Origin of the sequence: Arthrobacter sp. ISL-5, assembly GCF_018613835.1 — a bacterium.
In the GTDB taxonomy this organism is placed as follows: domain Bacteria; phylum Actinomycetota; class Actinomycetes; order Actinomycetales; family Micrococcaceae; genus Arthrobacter.
Window position 1 is genome coordinate 26,037 of record NZ_JAGGPM010000004.1, and the last position, 17,455, is coordinate 43,491.

Consider the following 17,455-nt stretch of genomic DNA (forward strand, 5'->3'; position numbering starts at 1 on the left):
GCACAAACAACTATCGTCTACAGACTCAAAACAGGAGAAACGTGCTGACAACTAACGCATACGCTGTCACCTCGGCGACCGGGGACCTCGTCCCGACCACCATCGAGCGCCGGGACATCGGCCCTCACGACGTGCTGATCGACATCAAGTTCGCCGGAATCTGCCAGACAGACATCCACATGGTCCGCGGGGTTTGGGGCCCTCCGTCCTACCCCCTCACACCGGGCCACGAAATCGCCGGCATAGTCGCGGAAGTCGGCTCCGAAGTCAGCAAGCACAAAGTAGGTGACCGCGTCGGTGTCGGCTGCATGGTGAACTCCTGCCGCGAGTGCGCAAACTGCCTGAAGGGCGAGGAACAGTACTGCCTCAAGGGCATCGCCACCTACGGTGCCGTGGACCGTGACGGCTCCATCACCCAGGGCGGTTACTCCACCCACGTCGTGGTGACCGAAGACTTCGTCGTCACCATTCCCGAGGGCATCGGGCTCGACGCGGCCGCCCCTCTGCTGTGCGCTGGCATCACTACCTACTCCCCGCTGCGGCACTGGGGCGCCGGCCCCGGCAAGAAGGTCGCCGTCGTTGGCCTCGGCGGGCTCGGTCACATGGCCGTCAAGCTCGCTCATGCCATGGGCGCCGAGGTCACCGTGCTCTCCCAGTCGCTGAAGAAGCAGGAAGACGGCCTGCGTCTCGGCGCAGACGCCTATTACGCCACGAGCGATCCTGGCACGTTCGAACAGCTCGCGGGCACTTTCGACCTCATCGTGAACACAGTGAGCGCGAGTATCGACATCAGCTCCTACCTGCAGCTGCTGGCCCTGGACGGAACCATGGTCAACGTCGGCGTACCCACTGAACCGCTCCCCGTCAACGTATTCAACCTGATCATTGGCCGCCGTTCCTTCGCAGGTTCATTGATCGGAGGCATCCGGCAAACTCAAGAAATGCTCGACTTCTGCGCCGAACACGGCATTGGGGCCGAGATCGAGGTCATCCCGGCCAACAAGATCAATGACGCCTACGAACGCGTCCTGGCCTCCGATGTGCGCTACCGCTTCGTCATCGACACCGGCACGCTGTAAGCGGCCGCCAGGAGGTCACCCGCGCGGAGCGGTGTAACGGCGGAGCGGGCAACAATCAGCCCGGCTTACACCGCCATAAGAGACCGCCGCGGGGTCCCCGCGGTGAGGAGCGGCGACGCTGTGGTGTGTTCGCCTCTCTGCCCAGTCCCGGGCTGCGGTCCGGGCGGGGAAGGAGAAGCACCGAGCATCGCGAATTTCACCGAGCTCTCACCCGATCAACCCACATCATTCATTCCACACATCATTCTTTCGTTCCACACATCCCTGAGAGGTTCTTCACCATGTCCAAGGTTCTCATTCTCGTAGGTCATCCCGACCTTGCCCAGTCCAAGCACAACACGGCGTTGCTGGACGCCGTGCGCGATCTGGCCCACGTCACCGTGCACGACCTCTACGCCGCCTACCCCGACTTCCAGATCGATGCCGAGGCCGAGCGGGCGCTACTGGCGGAGCACGATGTGATCGTCTTCCAGCACCCGGTGTACTGGTACAGCACACCGGCTTTGTTCCGTCAGTGGCAGGACGACGTTCTCACCTATGGCTGGGCCTTCACCTTCGACGGCTCGCCCTCACAATTGGCCGGCAAGAAAGCTGTTGTCGCCGTCACCGCCGGCGGTTCTGTAGAAAGCTACACTCCCGAGGGCATGAACAAGACCACCATCGAGACCCTCCTCGGCAGCTGGGACGCAACTTTGCGGATGTGCCAGCTCGACATCGAGCCGATGTTCAAGGTGTATGGCACGGTGGTCGGACTCTCGGACGAGGAGCTGACAACGGCCGCCAAGGAGTACAACGAACTGATCGCCTCCTTCGCCTCCTGACCGCACTCTCACGAGCGGGCCCGGCTCGCCTGACCATGGTCGATTTGCTCCGCTGTGCGAAGCGGTCGGAAGCAGCTGGTAGTACCCCTCCTGCCAGTACCCCGGTGAATACCGTGGTCCTGGCGGCTTAGGGGAGCGTACCCGGCGCACGCCCGGTGGAGCGCCGCGTGATAAGTTCTGAGGCCAACACGTCGCCGTAGGGCCGTGGGGTCCGATTGATCTGGCCCAGGAGCTCCTGGACCGCCGCGCGCCCTTGAGCTGCGAAATCGACCCGGAGCGTGGTGAGGGGTGGGGAGAAGTAAGCGGCTTCGGGGATGTCATCAACTCCTGTCACGCTGACATCCCCGGGAATGCTGATTCCCTGCTCGGAGAGTGCGAGCATGGCACCGAGAGCCATTTGGTCATTGGCGGCGACCACCGCGGTGGCTTGGAGATCCGCGGCAATCCGCGACATCGACTCGTACCCGGAACTGGCGGACCAGTCGCCGAAGACGATTCCCTCGGATTGGAGGCCCTGTTCTGCGATTGCTGCTTCGTAGGCCCGGGACCGGTTTCGGGCAGCAGACCACGTCGTCGGGCCTGCGATGTGGAGGAACCTCTGGTGGCCGAGGGATGCGAGATGTTCGATGAGCGCGGGAAAGCCAATGGCGGTCAGCTGTGAGGGATGACCGCTGAAAATGGCAGATGCCCATCATCACGCTTCTTGTCGTTGCTGCATTTGTGATTCTCTATTTCAACGGGCTTTTAGGAAACATCGCAGTCCCCTAATCGGCACCACCGTTCCGTTTGCGTGAGAAGTTCAGGGGCTGCCTTGTTTACTGGTTACCGTTCCCGGACGTATTCCCAATTCAGAGAGCCGTCTATCACCGAGGGCCTGGAGAAGAATACGGGTCGTCCTGTTCGCAAGCTGGTCAGCGTACGGTCCAGGAGTTCTTCAACGGATGACCAGATGGCGGGGCGCCAATCGGCGTCGTCCTTGAAATACTCGCTGACGCAGCCGTGCTGCCGTCCGGCTCTGAGATCGACGAACAGAAAGTCGCCAGCGTTGTTGTCTGCGACCGGAAGGAACGAGGAGATGAACATCCAAGCGCGGGTACCGGCCTGATCAGCTTCAGCACTTGCTGGGTCATAGGGTCTATGGGGTTCGGGCACAGGGACGCTGCTGTGGGCTTCATGGACCGCCCGCAGGTTTCGGTAGATTGAGGAACTTTTTTCCCGTTCGAATTCGGCGTTGAACTCCGCCCCGACCTGCGCCCAGATGCTGAGCATCATTTGTCGCACTTTCTCAGCTTCTTCCAGGGGAAGTGGGCGATACCTCGGGAGAATGTTCGCCGCCGTTGACGGTTCTGCACCGTCGAAGAGACGATACAGGGTCGACAGATCGCTCGGCCAACCGTTCAGCGCTGCCTGTTCAAACGAGCGGATAAGGGGTTCCGGTGCGGGTGCTCGGATGGTTTCAGCTGTCACGGGTGCGTTAATGCTCAGCCAGTCAACAATGCCGGTCCAGAGTTCCGTTGTCCCCATGGGGCGAATCTACGCGCCTTTGCCATCAATGGACACAAGATCACGCTTCTTGGCTGCACACGCCAACAGGGACATGGGTGTCCATCTTGCTGCACAGACGTAGGGTTCGAGTGGTGCTGGCCTGCGATTACGCGGCATCGCCACAGCTCGCAAGCATTGTCTTCCCAACATGCGCTCACCTCCGGGAGTCGGGAAGACCATGCTGGCCCAAAAGGTCCCAGTACAGCCCTCTGCGTAGGCACAGCCTAACAAGGGGGCATTCTTGACGCCCCTCGATACAATAAACACTGGCGGAGAGCGGAGCCAAGTCTCTCCTGTCTAAAGGCCCTCAAGCCGGACACGCGGCGACTCAGCAGGCCGTGAAATCCTGCCTAGGCAGCCCTGGAGGGTCTGTTTAGCGTGCACCCATCTCTGTTGTAAACATTGACTGGCGTTCCTGCAGCCAGATTGGTGAAGATTGCCAGGGTCCGTCAAACTGCCCGCATCGAGGCAAGGGCGCTTTCGATTCGAGCTCGCGAGGCTGACTCAGTTGCTCGCCTGCCTGCCGGGACACTGACGGACTGGCCGCCCTTGCGCCGTGCTTTCGACCTCCTAATCTCCCGGACGGCGTCACATACGCCTCGAGCGTCCCACGTTCGCGAGCACGTTGTGCACCGTTCCGACGGATACGCCAAGCGATTGCGCGATGGAGCGGATCGGCTCTCCCTGTTCACTCCGGGACAAAATGACGGCGCGCTTGTCGTCGTCGATCACGCGAGGCCGGCCGCCAACAATCCCACGATCCGGTGCTGCCTCCAAACCGGCCTTGATACGCCAGCTCAAGTTCCTACGGCGGTCCGTGGCGATGTCTCGACCGGCATCCAAGATGAGCGATCGTTCGTTGTGATCGCCAGCAGCGATGCCCTCGAGCACCTTGACTGCAATACCCCGCTCGAACAACTCGTTGAGCACGTCGAGGCCGTCAACCATGCTCTGCGCCAGGTGGCTAGTTCATGACCACGAGCACATCGTCTGGACCCAGGTAGTCCAAGGCGGCCAGCAATTCGGGCCGGTTCTTGATCAAACGCCTTCGGCTCGCTGTCTCCTCGAAGACCCTCGTGCAGATCGGATCCAGCGCGGCGTGCTGACGCTCGACGTCTAGGGGATCGTCGGCTACTCGCACCAGTCCTACGCGAGTCACTGTGATCTGCACCGTCCACTAAGCATGTTTATGTTCCGGGTTCGACGATACTGGCTGGCGAGAGTTTCTGACCGGCCCATTGGGCCTTCGAACAGCGTAGGTTTTTTGAACACGGCAGACGTGATGCAACTATGCCGCAAACAGCTCTGGTGCCTTTTAGCGCGCGGGGAAGGGGCAGACCGATGAAACTTGTTGTCGGAGCAAGAACGGCTACGATCGTGCCTTCGGTGAGCTCCAGCGAATTGCAACACCTGCCAACGTCGGGGCCATCTTCCGCTCGGCGGCCGCCCTCGGCGTCGACGCGGTCCTCGTGTCGCCGCGCTGCGGAGATCCGCTGTACCGGCGCAGCGTCCGCGTCAGCATGGGCACCGTTTTCCAGGTGCCGTGGGCTCGCCTAGAGTCCTGGCCGGGGGACCTCGCCGTCCTCAAGGAACAGGGCTTTACGGTGGCGGCCATGGAGCTCACCGGGGACGCCGTGGACCTCGACGACCTGGCCGCACGGAATCCGGACAGGCTCGCGCTGGTGCTGGGGACGGAAGGTGCCGGGATGAGCGCGGAGACCCTGGCCGCCGTCGACCTCGCCGTGAAGATCCCGATGCGCGCCGGAGTGGACTCCCTCAACGTGGCGGCGGCGTCGGCAGTGGCGTTCTGGGAGCTGCGGCCGCGGGCGTGACGGCGTTCGTCACCCGGCCCCGGATCCGCTATTATTGATAGCTGGCTGCCCTGCGTCTCTTGCTTTCTCTTGACGCGGACAGCGGCCATCCCATTCATACCTGGCAGCTGGCAAAATCCAGCGCTGCGAACAAAGGTCCCACTATGAAGTCTGATATCCACCCGAAGTACGAAGCTGTTGTTTTCAACGACCTGGCTTCCGGCGTCAAGTTCCTGACCAAGTCCACCGTGTCTTCCAAGAAGACCATCGAGTGGGAAGACGGCAACACCTACCCGGTCATCGACGTCGAAATCTCCTCCGAGTCCCACCCGTTCTACACGGGCAAGCAGCGCATCATGGACTCTGCAGGCCGCGTCGAGCGCTTCAACGCTCGCTTCAAGGGCTTCGGCGGCAAGAAGTAACTTACTTCTCCCCAAGGTTCTTTGGAAAGCCCGCACCGGCAACGGTGCGGGCTTTTTGCGTTCGTGGGGCAGGATGGAACTCATGACCGGCACGCAGCTTGACGCATCCGACAGTGACGCCCCGCGCCTGCACGGCGAGTACAAGGTCCCGGGCGGCAAGCTCGTCGTGGTGGATCTCGACGTCACAGACGGCGCCTTCGCTGACGTCTCCCTGAGCGGAGACTTCTTCCTCGAGCCCGATGAGGCGCTGCTGGACATCAACTCCGCCCTCGAGGGACTCCCGGAAGGCTCGACGGCGGCCGAGATCGCCGCCGCCGTGGAGGCGTCCCTTCCGGCCGAAGCCGTGCTCTTCGGCTTCTCCGCGGACGCCGTGGCCGTGGCGGTGCGCAGGGCGCTGTCCAAGGCAACCCACTGGAGCGACCACCACTGGAACATCATCGGGCCCACCGTCTTGCCGACGCACCTGAACGTGGCGCTGGATGAGGTCCTCACCGAAGAGGTCGGCGCAGGCCGCCGCAATCCCACGCTGCGCTTCTGGGACTGGGAGGAACCGTCCGTGATAATCGGCAGCTTCCAGTCGGTCCGCAACGAGGTGTACCCCGACGGCGTGGCACGGAACGGGATCACGGTGGTCCGGCGCATCAGCGGCGGGGGAGCGATGTTCATGGAGGCCGGCAACTGCATCACCTACTCCCTGTACCTGCCGCAGACGCTCGTGGACGGCATCAGCTTCGCGGACTCCTACGCGTTCCTTGACGCCTGGGTGATGGCCGCGCTGAAGCAGCTCGGCATCGACGCCTTCTACGTGCCGCTCAATGACATCGCCACCGAGAAGGGAAAGATCGGTGGCGCCGCCCAGAAGCGACTGGCCAACGGCGGCGTGCTCCACCACGTGACCATGAGCTACGACATCGACGCCGACAAGATGGTGGAGGTGCTCCGGATCGGCAAGGAAAAGCTCTCAGACAAGGGAACAGCCAGCGCCAAGAAACGCGTTGATCCGCTGCGGCGCCAGACCGGCCTGGCACGGACGGAAATCGTCTCCGCCATGATGGACGTGTTTGCCGGCAGGTACGGCGCCACGCCGTCGGAAATCAGCGGCGCGGAACTGGAAACCGCCCGGCAGCGGGTGGCGTCCAAGTTCGGCACGCACGAGTGGCTGTACCGCGTGCCGTAGGCGTTCCGGATTAGCTGCGCAGGCCGGCCAGGGATGCGGACTGCGCCGTGAGTGCGCGGTGCAGGTGGCTCCGCTGCTCGATGACGATCCGGCGCAGCGCCCGCGGCGCGTCCGGGTGGGCCGCCAGCCAGGCGTCCGTGCGGGCGACCACCGGGTGGTCCTCCGGGGAACCGTCGGCCGGGGCCAGGTCACGGGACGCGGGGTAGAGTCCGCGGACGATCCGGCTGGCGATCTCGATGCTCCGTTCCGCCCATACTGTCTCCAGGCAGCCGAAATACGGTTCCACGAAGGGATCCAGCAGTTCCTCGGGGCTGGTGTTGAATCCGGCGATGGTGGCGCTGAGCAGCTGGTTGGACAGTTCCGTGCCGCGGACCGCCGCGTCCCAGGCGGCAGCCTTGACGGCGGCGTCCGGCCTGGCGGCGAGCGCCGTGGCGTGGCCGGCCCGGCCCGACGCAGTGGTATCCCGCGCCAGCTCGGCGTCGAGTTCGGCCTCGCTGGCCAGGCCGTGCGCCGCCAGGGCGTGCCACAGGCTCCACCGCAGCTCGGCGTCCACGGCGAGCCCGGGCACGGCGACCGTGACGTCCAGCATGCCGCGGAGCAGTTCCAGCTGGCTGGCATCCGTGCGGCTGAGGGTGGCGAGCGTCCTGGCCCACGCCAGCTGCTGGTCGGAGCCGGGCGCAGCCCTCCGCAGTTCCGCGGCGGCCGCAGACACAAATGCCGCACGCACGTCGTCACGCTCGTCCGCGGGCACGTAGTGTTCAAGCGCCGTGGAGGCATTCCCGAGGACGTTCAGCAGCACGCCGATTCCCGTCTCGGCCGGGGCAAAGCGGCGTACCGCCTCCACGTAGAGCGACGCCGGTGTGACGCCGTCCCTGGCCGAATTCCACAGGGCAGTCCAGCACAGGGCACGGGCCATGGGATCGCCGATCCTGTCCAGCGAGGCCCGGACGGTGGCCTCGGAGCCGGGGTCCAGCCGGACCTTGGCGTAGCTCAGGTCCTCGTCATTGACCAGCAGCAGCGCAGGCAGGGCGGCCCCTGCCAGTGCGGGAATCTCCTCCGCGGCCCCGGACAGGTCCGTCTCCACGGAATGCGTGCGGACCAGCATGCCGTCGGCGGCGAAGTCGTACAGCCCGATCCGCAAACGGTGCGGGCGCAGCTCCTGCCGTCCGGAGGCGGGGTCCGGCGCGTCCTGCAGCAGGGTCACCCTGTCCAGCACGTCGCTGCTGGCCTCCAGTTCGACGCTCAGGGTCGAGATGCCGGAAGTCTGGAGCCACTGCCGCGCCCACACCGCGAGGTCCCTTCCCGACGATGCGCTGAGAGCGCTGAGCAGCTCCGCGAGGGTGGTGTTGCCGTACTGGTGGTCCCTGAAATACTGCCGGGATCCCGCGACGAAGGCGTCGAAGCCGACGTACGCCACGAGCTGCTTCAGGACGGACGCGCCCTTGGCATAGGTGATGCCGTCGAAGTTCTGCTTGGCGGCCTCGAGGTCGGGGATGTCGGCGACGATCGGGTGGGTGGTGGGCAGCTGGTCCTGGACATACGCCCAGGCTTTGCGGTTGTTCGCGAAGTTGACCCAGGCGGTGTCCCAGTCCGTGGCGCGGTCCACCCCGAGCGTTCCCATGTAGTCAGCGAAGGATTCCTTGAGCCACAGGTCATCCCACCACTGCATTGTGACGAGGTCACCGAACCACATGTGGGCCATCTCGTGCATCAGCGTGTTGGCGCGTCCCTGGTACTGCGAGTCGGCTGCCCGTGACGTGAAGACGTAGTTCTCCGTGAAGGTGACCAGTCCGGGGTTCTCCATGGCGCCCAGGTTGTATTCGGGCACGAAGGCCTGGTCATATTTGCCCCACGGATACGGGAAGTCGAAGAGCCCGTTGAAGAACTCGAGCCCCTGTTTGGTGAGCTTGAACAGCTCGGCGGTGTCAAAGGACTTCGCCATGGACGCCCGGCTGTAAAGCGCCAGCGGCACGTCAAGCCGAGTGCCGTCGTCGAGCGTTTTGCTCCATTGGTCCCGGGCCTTGAAGTACGGGCCCGCCAGGACAGTGGTGATGTACGTGGACATCGGCAGGGTCGGGGCGAACTCCCAGCGGTGTGCCGCTGCGTCATCCGCCACCGGGAACCGCCCCGACTCGACGCCGTTGGAGGCGACCTCCCACCCGGCAGGGGCGGTGACGTGGAAGGTGAACCGCGCCTTGAGGTCCGGCTGCTCGAAGTTCGCGAACACGCGGCGGGCGTCCGCCGGCTCGTACTGCGTGTACAGGTAGCACTGGCCGTCGGCCGGGTCGAAGAACCGGTGCATGCCCTCGCCGGAACTGCTGTAGAGGGCTGTCCCGGTGACGGTCACCTCGTTCTCGGCCTGCAGGTCGTCCAGCCGGATCCGGGAACCGTCAACGACGTCGGAGACCGGCAGTTCCGTGCCGTTGAGGACCACGCTGCTGACGTCACGGCAAATGAAATCCAGGAACGTCGAGGCGCCGGGCTGGCTCGCCGAGAACGTGATGGTGCTCCGGCTGGGGTAGCCGGAGACGTCGGGATCCGCCGCGCTGCGGACGTCGAGGGAGACGTCGTAGCTGTGCGTGGTGATCAGGGCCGACCGTGCTGCCGCTTCATTGCGCTGGAGGTTCTCATTCGACACTCAGCTATTGAATCATGAGCAGTGCCGCTCCCAGGCCGAGGACCGCGATCAGGAACCATGCCACGACGGCGGCCAGCAGCGCACGGAGCCCGGTGTGCAGCAGCGTGCGGATGCGCACGGCCGAACCGAGCCCGAAGAGCGCGGCGCCCAGCAGGATGTCCTGCAGTCCGGCCGCCGCATCGAGCCCGCCTGCAGAGATCCAGCCCGTGGACCGGAGCGCGACCATCGCCACGAAGCCCACGACGAACAGCGGCACCACGGGCGGCAGCGCTTCGGCCGGCTTACCGGCTGGGGCGGGCGGCTGAACGGCGGACGGTCGAGCCGCGGCAAGGCGTTGCTGCAGTCCCGCCGCGGCCACCATGGGCGCCAGCAGGATCACGCGCGTCAGTTTAACGACGACGGCGATGCCCAGCGCCGCCGGCCCTGCGGTCTGCGCTGTGGCCACCACCTGTCCCACATCGTGCACCGACGCACCCGTCCACGCACCGAACACCTCGGCGCTGAGGTTCAGCGGATGGACCAGCAGCGGCAGGGCCCCGATGGCCAGCGTGCCGCACAGCGTCACGAGGGCCACCGGCAGGACGGTGTCGACGTGCCGGATCCGCCGTACGGCGGCCATCGCGCCGATCGCCGACGCACCGCAGATCGAAAATCCCGTGGCAATGAGCAGGGATGCCTCGCGGGGAAGCCGGAACAGCCGGGAAATTCCGTAGGTCCCGGCGAAGCTGGCCAGCACCACCGCCGTAATCAGCAGCAGGGACGCCCAGCCGAGCCCCAGGACTTCCGCGATGCCGACCTTGAGCCCCAGGAGGACGATGCCGCCGCGCATCAGGTGCTTGCCGGCGAAATCCAGTCCCGGCCGTGCCCGTCCGGCCGCCCACACGGCCGTGAACGGCAGATTGGCGGCGAGCAGGCCCAGGACCACGGCCAGGGTCATAGCAGGCAGTGCCGGAACGGCGGCGTGGATGGCGAAGGCGAGGGCCAGCGCCACCAGGGCCGTCAGCAGGCCCGGGAGAATGCGGGTAAAGTTCTGATGCGTCACCCCGCGCAGCTGCCGCCGCATCGGCGTCGGGAATCGGAAGTCTGGCACGTCCCAACCATGCCCGACACCGGCGGCAAAAGACCAACCGGGAGGATCCCTCCAACACGCCAGTGACGGGTCCGGTAATGAATTCGCAACAAAAAGGTGGTTGGCTTATGACCATGTCTGACCTATTCCAGGATTACTCCGAGGCGGCCGGCCGCTCCGGCGCCTACGACGAGATGTTTGCCCCTGGCCAAGTGGCCCGCAAGTCCTACGGGCAGGTCGCGGGTGCCCTTCGCGAGCTGTCGCTGGCGGACGTCAGCGCACGGGCGGACTCTATGGCGCGGACATTCCTGGACCGTGGCGTGACCTTCGATTTCGCGGGGGAGGAGCGTCCGTTCCCGCTCGACATCGTGCCGCGGGTGATCCCCGCCGATGAGTGGGACGTCCTGGAGCGCGGCGTGGCGCAGCGTGTGCGGGCCCTCGAGGCGTTCCTCAATGACGTCTACGGCAAGATGACGGTTGTTTCCGACGGCGTGATCCCCCGGCAGCTTGTCACAACCAGCGCACACTTCCACCGCGCCGTGCACGGCTTCGAACCTGCCGGCGGCGTCCGCGTGCACATCTCGGGCATCGACGTCGTCCGGGACGCAGCGGGAACCTTCAGGGTCCTGGAGGACAACGTTCGTGTGCCGTCGGGCGTCAGCTACGTGCTGGAGAACAGGCGTGCCATGGCCAAGGGCCTTCCGGAAGCCTTCGGCCAGCAGCTCATCCGGCCCGTTGAGGAATACCCGCGCCGGCTGCTGTCCGCCCTGCGGAAAACGGCGCCCTCCGGCGTCGACGACCCCACCGTGGTGGTGTTGACCCCCGGTGTCTTCAACAGCGCGTATTTTGAGCACACACTGCTCGCCGGCCTGATGGGCGTGGAACTCGTGGAGGGCCGGGACCTCATCTGCCGCGGCAACCGTGTGTATATGCGCACCACCGCCGGTGAACAGCGCGTTGACGTGATCTACAAGCGCATTGACGACGACTTCCTGGACCCGCTGCAGTTCCGCGCCGATTCCATGCTGGGCTGCCCGGGTCTGGTCAACGCGGCCCGCGCCGGCGGCGTGACAATCGCCAACGCCGTGGGCAACGGCGTGGCGGATGACAAGCTGGTCTACAGCTACGTGCCGGACCTGATCCGCTACTACCTCGGCGAAGAACCCGTCATCGCCAACGTGGACACGTTCCGGCTGGAGGAAAAGGAAGCCCGCGAGCACGTCCTGGACCGCCTCGACGAACTCGTCGTCAAACCGGTGGACGGTTCCGGCGGCAAGGGCCTTGTCATCGGTCCGGACGCTTCCAAGGACGAGCTGGAGGCCTTGCGCAAGCGCGTCATCGCCGATCCCCGTGGCTGGATCGCCCAGCCCGTCCTGCAGCTGTCCACCGTGCCCACGCTCAGCGGCGATAAGTTCGGTCCCCGGCACGTTGACCTCCGGCCGTTTGCGGTCAACGACGGCGACGACGTCTGGGTGCTTCCCGGCGGCCTGACCCGCGTTGCGCTGAAGGAGGGCTCGCTGATCGTGAACTCCAGCCAGGGCGGCGGATCCAAGGACACCTGGGTGCTCGCGGATTCCCCGCAGGTTCCGGTGGAGCGGCTGCCGCGCCAGTCCGTCACCGTCCGGGAACGCGTCTCCGTGTGGCCGGTCGAGAGCAACTGGCGCGACCGCCAGTCGGAGCAGCAGCAGTGACGCCGCACGAATTCATGCCATCCATATCCACCACCATGCTCGCGCAGAAGGTAGCCGCACATGCTTAGCCGAATCGCCGAGTCCCTATTCTGGATCGGCCGCTACGTTGAACGGGCAGATGGCACCGCCCGCATCCTTGATGTCCACCTTGAACGGCTGAACCACCTGCCCACAGAGGAGCGGCGCAGCGTGGCCCGCGAACTGCTCGCCGTCATGGGGGCGCGCCCCCAGAGCGAGGACTTCGGCCTCGAGGAGCTCCTGCATGCCCTCGCCTACGACAAGCACAGCGCCACGTCCATCGCCGGTTCGCTCGGCGCGGCCCGGGAGAACGCCCGGCGTGCCCGCGAGACCGTGTCGTCAGGACTGTGGGAGAGCCTGAACACGACGTATTACGGCCTGAACCAGCACCGCAAGGACGTGGTGGGCACTTACCGGTTCTGCCACTGGGTGCTGGAACGCACGGCCATGGTCAGCGGCCTGGCGGACACCACGGTCAGCCACGATGACAGCTGGCTCTTCCTGGCGCTGGGCCGCTCCCTGGAGCGCGCCGACATGACCGCGCGCATGCTCTCCACCCGCGATGTCCTCTCTGCAGGCATGTCCTGGGTGAACATGCTGCGCTGCGCCGGCGCCTACGAGTCCTTCCTGCGGACCCGCCGCGCGGCCTTCGGCGACCAGCACGCGGCCGAGTTCCTGCTGCTGGACAGGCTCTTCCCGCGCTCCATCGTCTATGCCCTGCGCGACGCCGACGAGTGCCTGGCGAAGCTGGATCCCTCGGCCCAGCGCGTTGGCTTCATCAATGACGGCCGCCGGATCGTGGGCCAGGCCCGCACCTTCCTCGAGTTCCACCGGACTGACGACCTGATGTCGGAGCTTCCGGAACACATGGAGCGCGTGCAGAAGGCGGTTTCGCAGGCCTCGGACGCCATTTCCCGTAAGTACTTCAATCAGGCGGACGAACTGGCCTGGGTGGGAGAAGTTTCATGACCCGGCTGAGCATCGTTCACAAGACCGGCTACAAGTACAACAAGCGCGTCACGCTGTCCTACAACGAGGCCCGCATGACCCCGCTGACGGATCCGCAGCAGGTGGTGCTGGAGTCGTCCATGAAGGTGTCCCCGACCCAGGCGGCGGTCAGCAGCTACCGCGACTACTGGGGCACCCGGGTCACCGCGTTCGACATGCAGATGCCGCATGAGCACCTGGAAGTCCTGGCGACCACCACCGTCGAGGTCCACCGGGCGGTCCGGATTCCGACGGAAGCGGACATTGTGGGCTGGGACGTCATCGCCTCGCCGGAGACGCTGAACCAGTTCAGCGACTGGGTTCCGCAGTCCCAGCTGACCGGCCCGGGGGAGGAAGTGCTCGGCATCATTCCCGGCGTCGTGGCGGGCAAAAACCCGCACGAGGCGGCCATGGCTATTTTTGAGTGGATGCGCGGCGAGATGACCTACATGAAGGGCACCACCGGCGTGACCACCAACGCCGAGGAGGCCTGGAGCCAGCGGCAGGGGGTGTGCCAGGACCTGGCGCACCTGGCCATCGGGGCGCTGCGCAGCTGCGGCATCCCGGCACGGTATGTCTCCGGTTACCTTCACCCGCGTTCGACGGCGGATATCGGCGAGCCCGTGGCCGGCCAGTCCCATGCGTGGCTGGAATGGTGGGACGGGGAGTGGCGGAGCTGGGACCCCACCAACCACAAGCCTGCGGGCGACTTCCACGTCACTGTGGCGCGCGGCCGGGACTACCGGGACGTGCCGCCCCTCAAGGGCATCCTGTCCGGTGGCGGCGGCTCCGCGCTCAGCGTGAGTGTGGAGATCACCCGGCTGGCCTGAGCGGGGCCCGGAGTGACCGCGAGGGCTCCTATTCCGGGGAAGACCTGACGGCGCCGCTGAGCTGCGTCCACCACGTGAGCGGCGGCGTGACTTTGAAGCGCCTTCCGGTGACCGAATCAGGAGTGATGCGGACGAAGTGGTCCTTCTGGCCTGCCTGCCACGGGAAGAGGTAGAGGCTCGCAGAATCGAGGATCTCCTCGGTGCTCTTGAGAGCTGCTGCCTTGCCCTTCACCACAACGCTCCAGGCCATCCCGGAAGCGGCATCCACGCCGTCGGCTTCCAGGGCCACCGGGGATTCCCCGAGGGCGCCGCCAAGTTTGGTGCCCTCGGCGGTACGGAACACGAGCGTGCCGTGGTCCACCGTGTAGTTGAGCGGGAAAATGTCCGGGTGGTCCTCTACCCACACGGCCAGCTGGCGGTTTGCCGTCTACCAGGGGCTCGGCTTGTAGTCCTTCAGGAACACGCCGTACTGGTCCTTGCCGTTTTCGCCCATGACGATCGGATCGTAGACCCGGGCCGCGCCGTCCACGAGGTCCAGGGGCGCGTGGAAGCCTTCCTCCATCAGCCGGACCTTGGTGTAATGCGGCCGTTCGTCAGTGATCCAGCCGGTGTCAACGGCCGTCATGAGGATGCCGTCGGTGTCCAGCATTTCCTGTGCGCTGGTCCGCGTCATCATGTTCAGCGCCGCCTTGGCCATGTTGGTGTGCGGGTGCCCCGGTCCTTTATACGCGCGGGAGAACTGCCCCTCCATGGCCGAGACGTTCACGATGTACTTCCGGCGGGCCGTCGAGCGCTTCATGGCATCCCGGAGCCTGCTGACCAGAAGGAACGGTGCGGTGACGTTGCACAGCTGGACTTCGAGCATTTCCAGCGGGTCCACCTCGTCCACCACCTGGGTCCAGCTGTTGATCGTGGCAAGGTCAGGCACCAGCCCGCCTGCGTCAATGGCGGTTCCGGACGCAATGCGTTCCAGCGACGCCGAACCGGTGGACAGGGCCAGTGAGGTGATGGCGTCGCCCGCGAGGACCGGATGCTCGGTAACGCTGCTTGCGAGGGCCAGCGGGTGCTTGTCGTGGGCATGGCCGAAGGTCACCAGCTCGGGTCCTCCGTTGGCGGCTTCGAGGGCCGCCGGCAACGGCTCGTCCTCAGCGTCCACGAGCGGCTTGTAGGCGTTGCCCGAGCGGCGCACGGTCTGCGCGGCATTATTGATGATGATGTCCAGCGGGCCGGCGGCGCTCACCGAATCGGTGAGGGCCATGACCTGTGAGGGGTCACGGAGGTCGATGCCCACGATCTTCAGCCGGTGCAGCCAGTCGGCGCTGTCCTCCATGGCGGCGAAGCGGCGCGCGGCATCCTTCGGGAAGCGTGTGGTGATGGTGGTGTGGGCGCCGTCGCGCAGAAGCCGCAGCGCGATATACATGCCGATCTTCGCGCGGCCGCCGGTGAGCAGGGCACGGCGTCCGGTCAGGTCCGTCCGGGCGTCGCGCTTGGTGTGGCTGAACGCCGCGCATTCCGGGCAGAGCTGGTGGTAGAAGGCGTCCACCTGCGTGTAGTGCTGCTTGCAGATGTAGCACGGCCTGGATCTGATCAGGTGCCCCGCGACCTTGCCGGTGGCTGACGGCGCGAGCTTATTTCCGCGGGTTTCGTCGTCGATCCGGTCCGGTGCGGCCGTGGCCGTCTGTGCGATGACGGCGCGGTCGGATTCCGCAATCAGGTCACGTTTGGTCACGCGCCGGTGCCGTTTGACGGCCTTGAACATTTTGCCTGTGGCACGGCGTACCAAGACGTAGTCCGGGTGCTCCTCGTCATAGACGTGGATGGTGTTAAGGACTTTAAGGCAGGCCTGAATCTCTTCAGGCGTCAGATCGGAGGAGCTCATTGATCTGATTTTACAGCCTGCCGAGCATCAGGCCCGCCCCATAAAGCCTTACTGGAACCGGGATCTCAGGAGCGGCTGCTGATGGTCTGCTGGCTGGGTGCATCCACGCCGACGGCGGCGGCCTGGACCTGGCCCGCCTGCTGTACGGAGTCGCGCACCTCGGGGAAGTTCTCGGTGGCGGCCTTCACGGCGTTGGGAACAAGGTGGAGATTGGCTGCCGAAAGCTTCCGCTCGGCGTCATCCGGCTCCGGAACGGCCTGCCCCTTGGAAAGCACCGTGATGCCAGAGTCCGTGACCTTGAAGCCGCGGGCGCGGTCGAGTTCCGCGTCCAGGCCGATGGCGGCGCCAGCGGGAACCTTGACGAACTTGTCGATGATGGCACGGCGGATCACGGCGCCCTCGCCGACCTGGACCTTGTCCATGAGAACTGAATCCACAACGCGGCTCGCCGTTCCCACATAGACGTCGTTGGACAGGACCGAGCCTTCCACTATGCCGCCTGAGACGACCACGCCGCTGCCGACGATCGAGTCAAGGGCCGTCCCGACGGTGTTGTTGGCGCCCCGGACGAACTTGGCGGGCGGGGAGATGCTCTGCCGCGTGTAGATCGGCCATTCGGAGTTGTACAGGTTGAACACCGGCAGCGGCGAGATCAGGTCCATGTGGGCGTCGTAGAAGGAGTCGATGGTGCCGACATCCCGCCAGTAGGTGCGGTCGCGCTCGGTGGATCCCGGAATGTCATTGAGTGTGAAGTCGTAGACACCGGCCTCGCCCTGGTTGACGAAGTAGGGAATGATGTCCCCGCCCATGTCGTGCTTCGTGTCCAGGCGTTCGGCATCGACGTGCAGGGCAGCAACCAGGGCGTCGGCGTCAAACACGTAGTTGCCCATGGAGGCCAGGAACTGGGTGGGATCGGCGGCCAGCCCAGGGGTTGAGGACGGCTTTTCGACGAAGGCCGCGATCTTCTGGGGGTTTTCGGGGTCCACCTCGATCACGCCGAACTGGTCCGCCATGTGAAGGGGTTGGCGGACGGCGGCGACGGTTGCCTTGGCGCCGCTCCGCACGTGCTGCTCGACCATCTGGGCGAAGTCCATCCGGTACACGTGGTCGGCACCGACCACGACGACGATGTCGGGATTGGCGTCGTGGATCAGGTTCAGGGACTGGTAGATGGCGTTTGCGCTGCCGAGGAACCAGCTCTTGCCTACGCGCTGCTGCGCGGGAACCGAGGCCACATAGTTGCCGAGCTGGGTGGACATCCGCCACGTCTCGGAAATGTGGCGGTCAAGGCTGTGGGACTTGTACTGCGTCAGGACCACGATCTGCAGGTAGCGGGAATTCACGAGGTTGGAGAGCGCAAAGTCGATCAGGCGGTAGCTCCCCGCAAAGGGCACGCCGGGTTTGGCCCTGTCCGCCGTCAATGGCATGAGACGGTTTCCCTCGCCACCGGCGAGGACAATGGCCAAGACTTTCTTATTCAACGGCATG

Annotated in this window: 16 protein-coding genes and 1 pseudogene; 8 read left to right on the forward strand and 9 right to left on the reverse strand. The window is 65.3% G+C overall.

From position 1 onward, the window contains the following. Positions 1 to 41: 41 nt before the first annotated feature. Together J7I89_RS01650 and J7I89_RS01655 are read left to right on the forward strand one after the other, a co-directional pair. Positions 42 to 1,079 carry an NAD(P)-dependent alcohol dehydrogenase gene (locus J7I89_RS01650; RefSeq protein ID WP_214966692.1) on the forward strand — a complete coding sequence of 346 codons (1,038 nt, stop codon included), beginning with the start codon at positions 42 to 44 and terminating at the stop codon, positions 1,077 to 1,079. 281 nt (positions 1,080 to 1,360) lie between these two features. After that, on the forward strand, positions 1,361 to 1,900 hold the full coding sequence (locus J7I89_RS01655) for an NAD(P)H-dependent oxidoreductase (protein WP_214966694.1): 540 nt from the start codon (positions 1,361 to 1,363) through the stop codon (positions 1,898 to 1,900). 127 nt (positions 1,901 to 2,027) lie between these two features. On the opposite strand, the gene J7I89_RS01660 is transcribed toward J7I89_RS01655, so the two are convergent. The 4 genes from J7I89_RS01660 to J7I89_RS01675 form a co-directional block, all read right to left on the reverse strand. Next, the gene (locus J7I89_RS01660; protein ID WP_214966955.1) at positions 2,028 to 2,579 is read right to left on the reverse strand and encodes a substrate-binding domain-containing protein; all 552 of its coding nucleotides are present in this window, start codon (positions 2,577 to 2,579) and stop codon (positions 2,028 to 2,030) included. A 143-nt stretch (positions 2,580 to 2,722) separates the two neighbouring features. Then, entirely contained in the window at positions 2,723 to 3,424 is a 702-nt protein-coding gene (locus J7I89_RS01665) for an SMI1/KNR4 family protein (RefSeq protein ID WP_214966696.1), read from the reverse strand. A gap of 609 nt (positions 3,425 to 4,033) precedes the next feature. After that, positions 4,034 to 4,393, reverse strand: a complete 360-nt coding sequence (locus J7I89_RS01670; protein WP_214966698.1) for a helix-turn-helix domain-containing protein — start codon at positions 4,391 to 4,393, stop codon at positions 4,034 to 4,036. A 16-nt stretch (positions 4,394 to 4,409) separates the two neighbouring features. Further along, complete coding sequence (locus J7I89_RS01675; protein ID WP_214966700.1) at positions 4,410 to 4,586, reverse strand: hypothetical protein; 177 nt, start codon at positions 4,584 to 4,586, stop codon at positions 4,410 to 4,412. A gap of 250 nt (positions 4,587 to 4,836) precedes the next feature. Here J7I89_RS01675 and J7I89_RS01680 point away from each other — a divergent pair. The 3 genes and pseudogenes from J7I89_RS01680 to J7I89_RS01690 all read left to right on the forward strand — a co-directional run. Next, positions 4,837 to 5,277: pseudogene (locus J7I89_RS01680) on the forward strand (TrmH family RNA methyltransferase); the annotation flags it as partial. A gap of 143 nt (positions 5,278 to 5,420) precedes the next feature. Then, the gene (locus J7I89_RS01685; protein WP_028267311.1) at positions 5,421 to 5,678 is read left to right on the forward strand and encodes a type B 50S ribosomal protein L31; all 258 of its coding nucleotides are present in this window, start codon (positions 5,421 to 5,423) and stop codon (positions 5,676 to 5,678) included. 82 nt (positions 5,679 to 5,760) lie between these two features. Continuing rightward, positions 5,761 to 6,855 (forward strand): biotin/lipoate A/B protein ligase family protein, encoded by a 1,095-nt coding sequence (locus tag J7I89_RS01690; protein ID WP_214966702.1) that lies wholly within the window; start codon positions 5,761 to 5,763, stop codon positions 6,853 to 6,855. A gap of 10 nt (positions 6,856 to 6,865) precedes the next feature. Here J7I89_RS01690 and pepN read toward each other — a convergent pair whose 3' ends face one another. Together pepN and J7I89_RS01700 are read right to left on the reverse strand one after the other, a co-directional pair. Continuing rightward, entirely contained in the window at positions 6,866 to 9,493 is a 2,628-nt protein-coding gene (gene pepN / locus J7I89_RS01695) for an aminopeptidase N (protein WP_214966704.1), read from the reverse strand. Positions 9,494 to 9,497: 4 nt separating this feature from the next. Beyond that, a complete protein-coding gene (locus J7I89_RS01700; RefSeq protein WP_214966957.1) occupies positions 9,498 to 10,556 on the reverse strand; it encodes a YeiH family protein in 1,059 nt (352 codons plus the stop codon). A 140-nt stretch (positions 10,557 to 10,696) separates the two neighbouring features. Between J7I89_RS01700 and J7I89_RS01705 the strand changes: the two genes are divergently transcribed. Genes J7I89_RS01705 through J7I89_RS01715 form a run of 3 tightly spaced genes read left to right on the forward strand, consistent with a single transcriptional unit; the run spans position 10,697 to position 14,088 of the window. After that, a complete protein-coding gene (locus J7I89_RS01705; RefSeq protein WP_214966706.1) occupies positions 10,697 to 12,253 on the forward strand; it encodes a circularly permuted type 2 ATP-grasp protein in 1,557 nt (518 codons plus the stop codon). 60 nt (positions 12,254 to 12,313) lie between these two features. Continuing rightward, positions 12,314 to 13,240 (forward strand): alpha-E domain-containing protein, encoded by a 927-nt coding sequence (locus J7I89_RS01710; protein WP_214966708.1) that lies wholly within the window; start codon positions 12,314 to 12,316, stop codon positions 13,238 to 13,240. Next, positions 13,237 to 14,088 carry a transglutaminase family protein gene (locus tag J7I89_RS01715; protein WP_214966710.1) on the forward strand — a complete coding sequence of 284 codons (852 nt, stop codon included), beginning with the start codon at positions 13,237 to 13,239 and terminating at the stop codon, positions 14,086 to 14,088. Before J7I89_RS01710 ends, J7I89_RS01715 begins: the two co-directional genes overlap by 4 nt. 28 nt (positions 14,089 to 14,116) lie before the next feature. On the opposite strand, the gene J7I89_RS01720 is transcribed toward J7I89_RS01715, so the two are convergent. The 3 genes from J7I89_RS01720 to glgC form a co-directional block, all read right to left on the reverse strand. Continuing rightward, positions 14,117 to 14,500, reverse strand: coding sequence for a pyridoxamine 5'-phosphate oxidase family protein (locus J7I89_RS01720; RefSeq protein ID WP_214966959.1), 384 nt, complete (start codon positions 14,498 to 14,500; stop codon positions 14,117 to 14,119). A 15-nt stretch (positions 14,501 to 14,515) separates the two neighbouring features. Continuing rightward, a complete protein-coding gene (locus J7I89_RS01725; RefSeq protein ID WP_214966712.1) occupies positions 14,516 to 15,967 on the reverse strand; it encodes an SDR family NAD(P)-dependent oxidoreductase in 1,452 nt (483 codons plus the stop codon). A 65-nt stretch (positions 15,968 to 16,032) separates the two neighbouring features. Further along, positions 16,033 to 17,454 (reverse strand): glucose-1-phosphate adenylyltransferase, encoded by a 1,422-nt coding sequence (gene glgC, locus J7I89_RS01730; protein WP_214966714.1) that lies wholly within the window; start codon positions 17,452 to 17,454, stop codon positions 16,033 to 16,035. Position 17,455 lies beyond the last annotated feature (1 nt).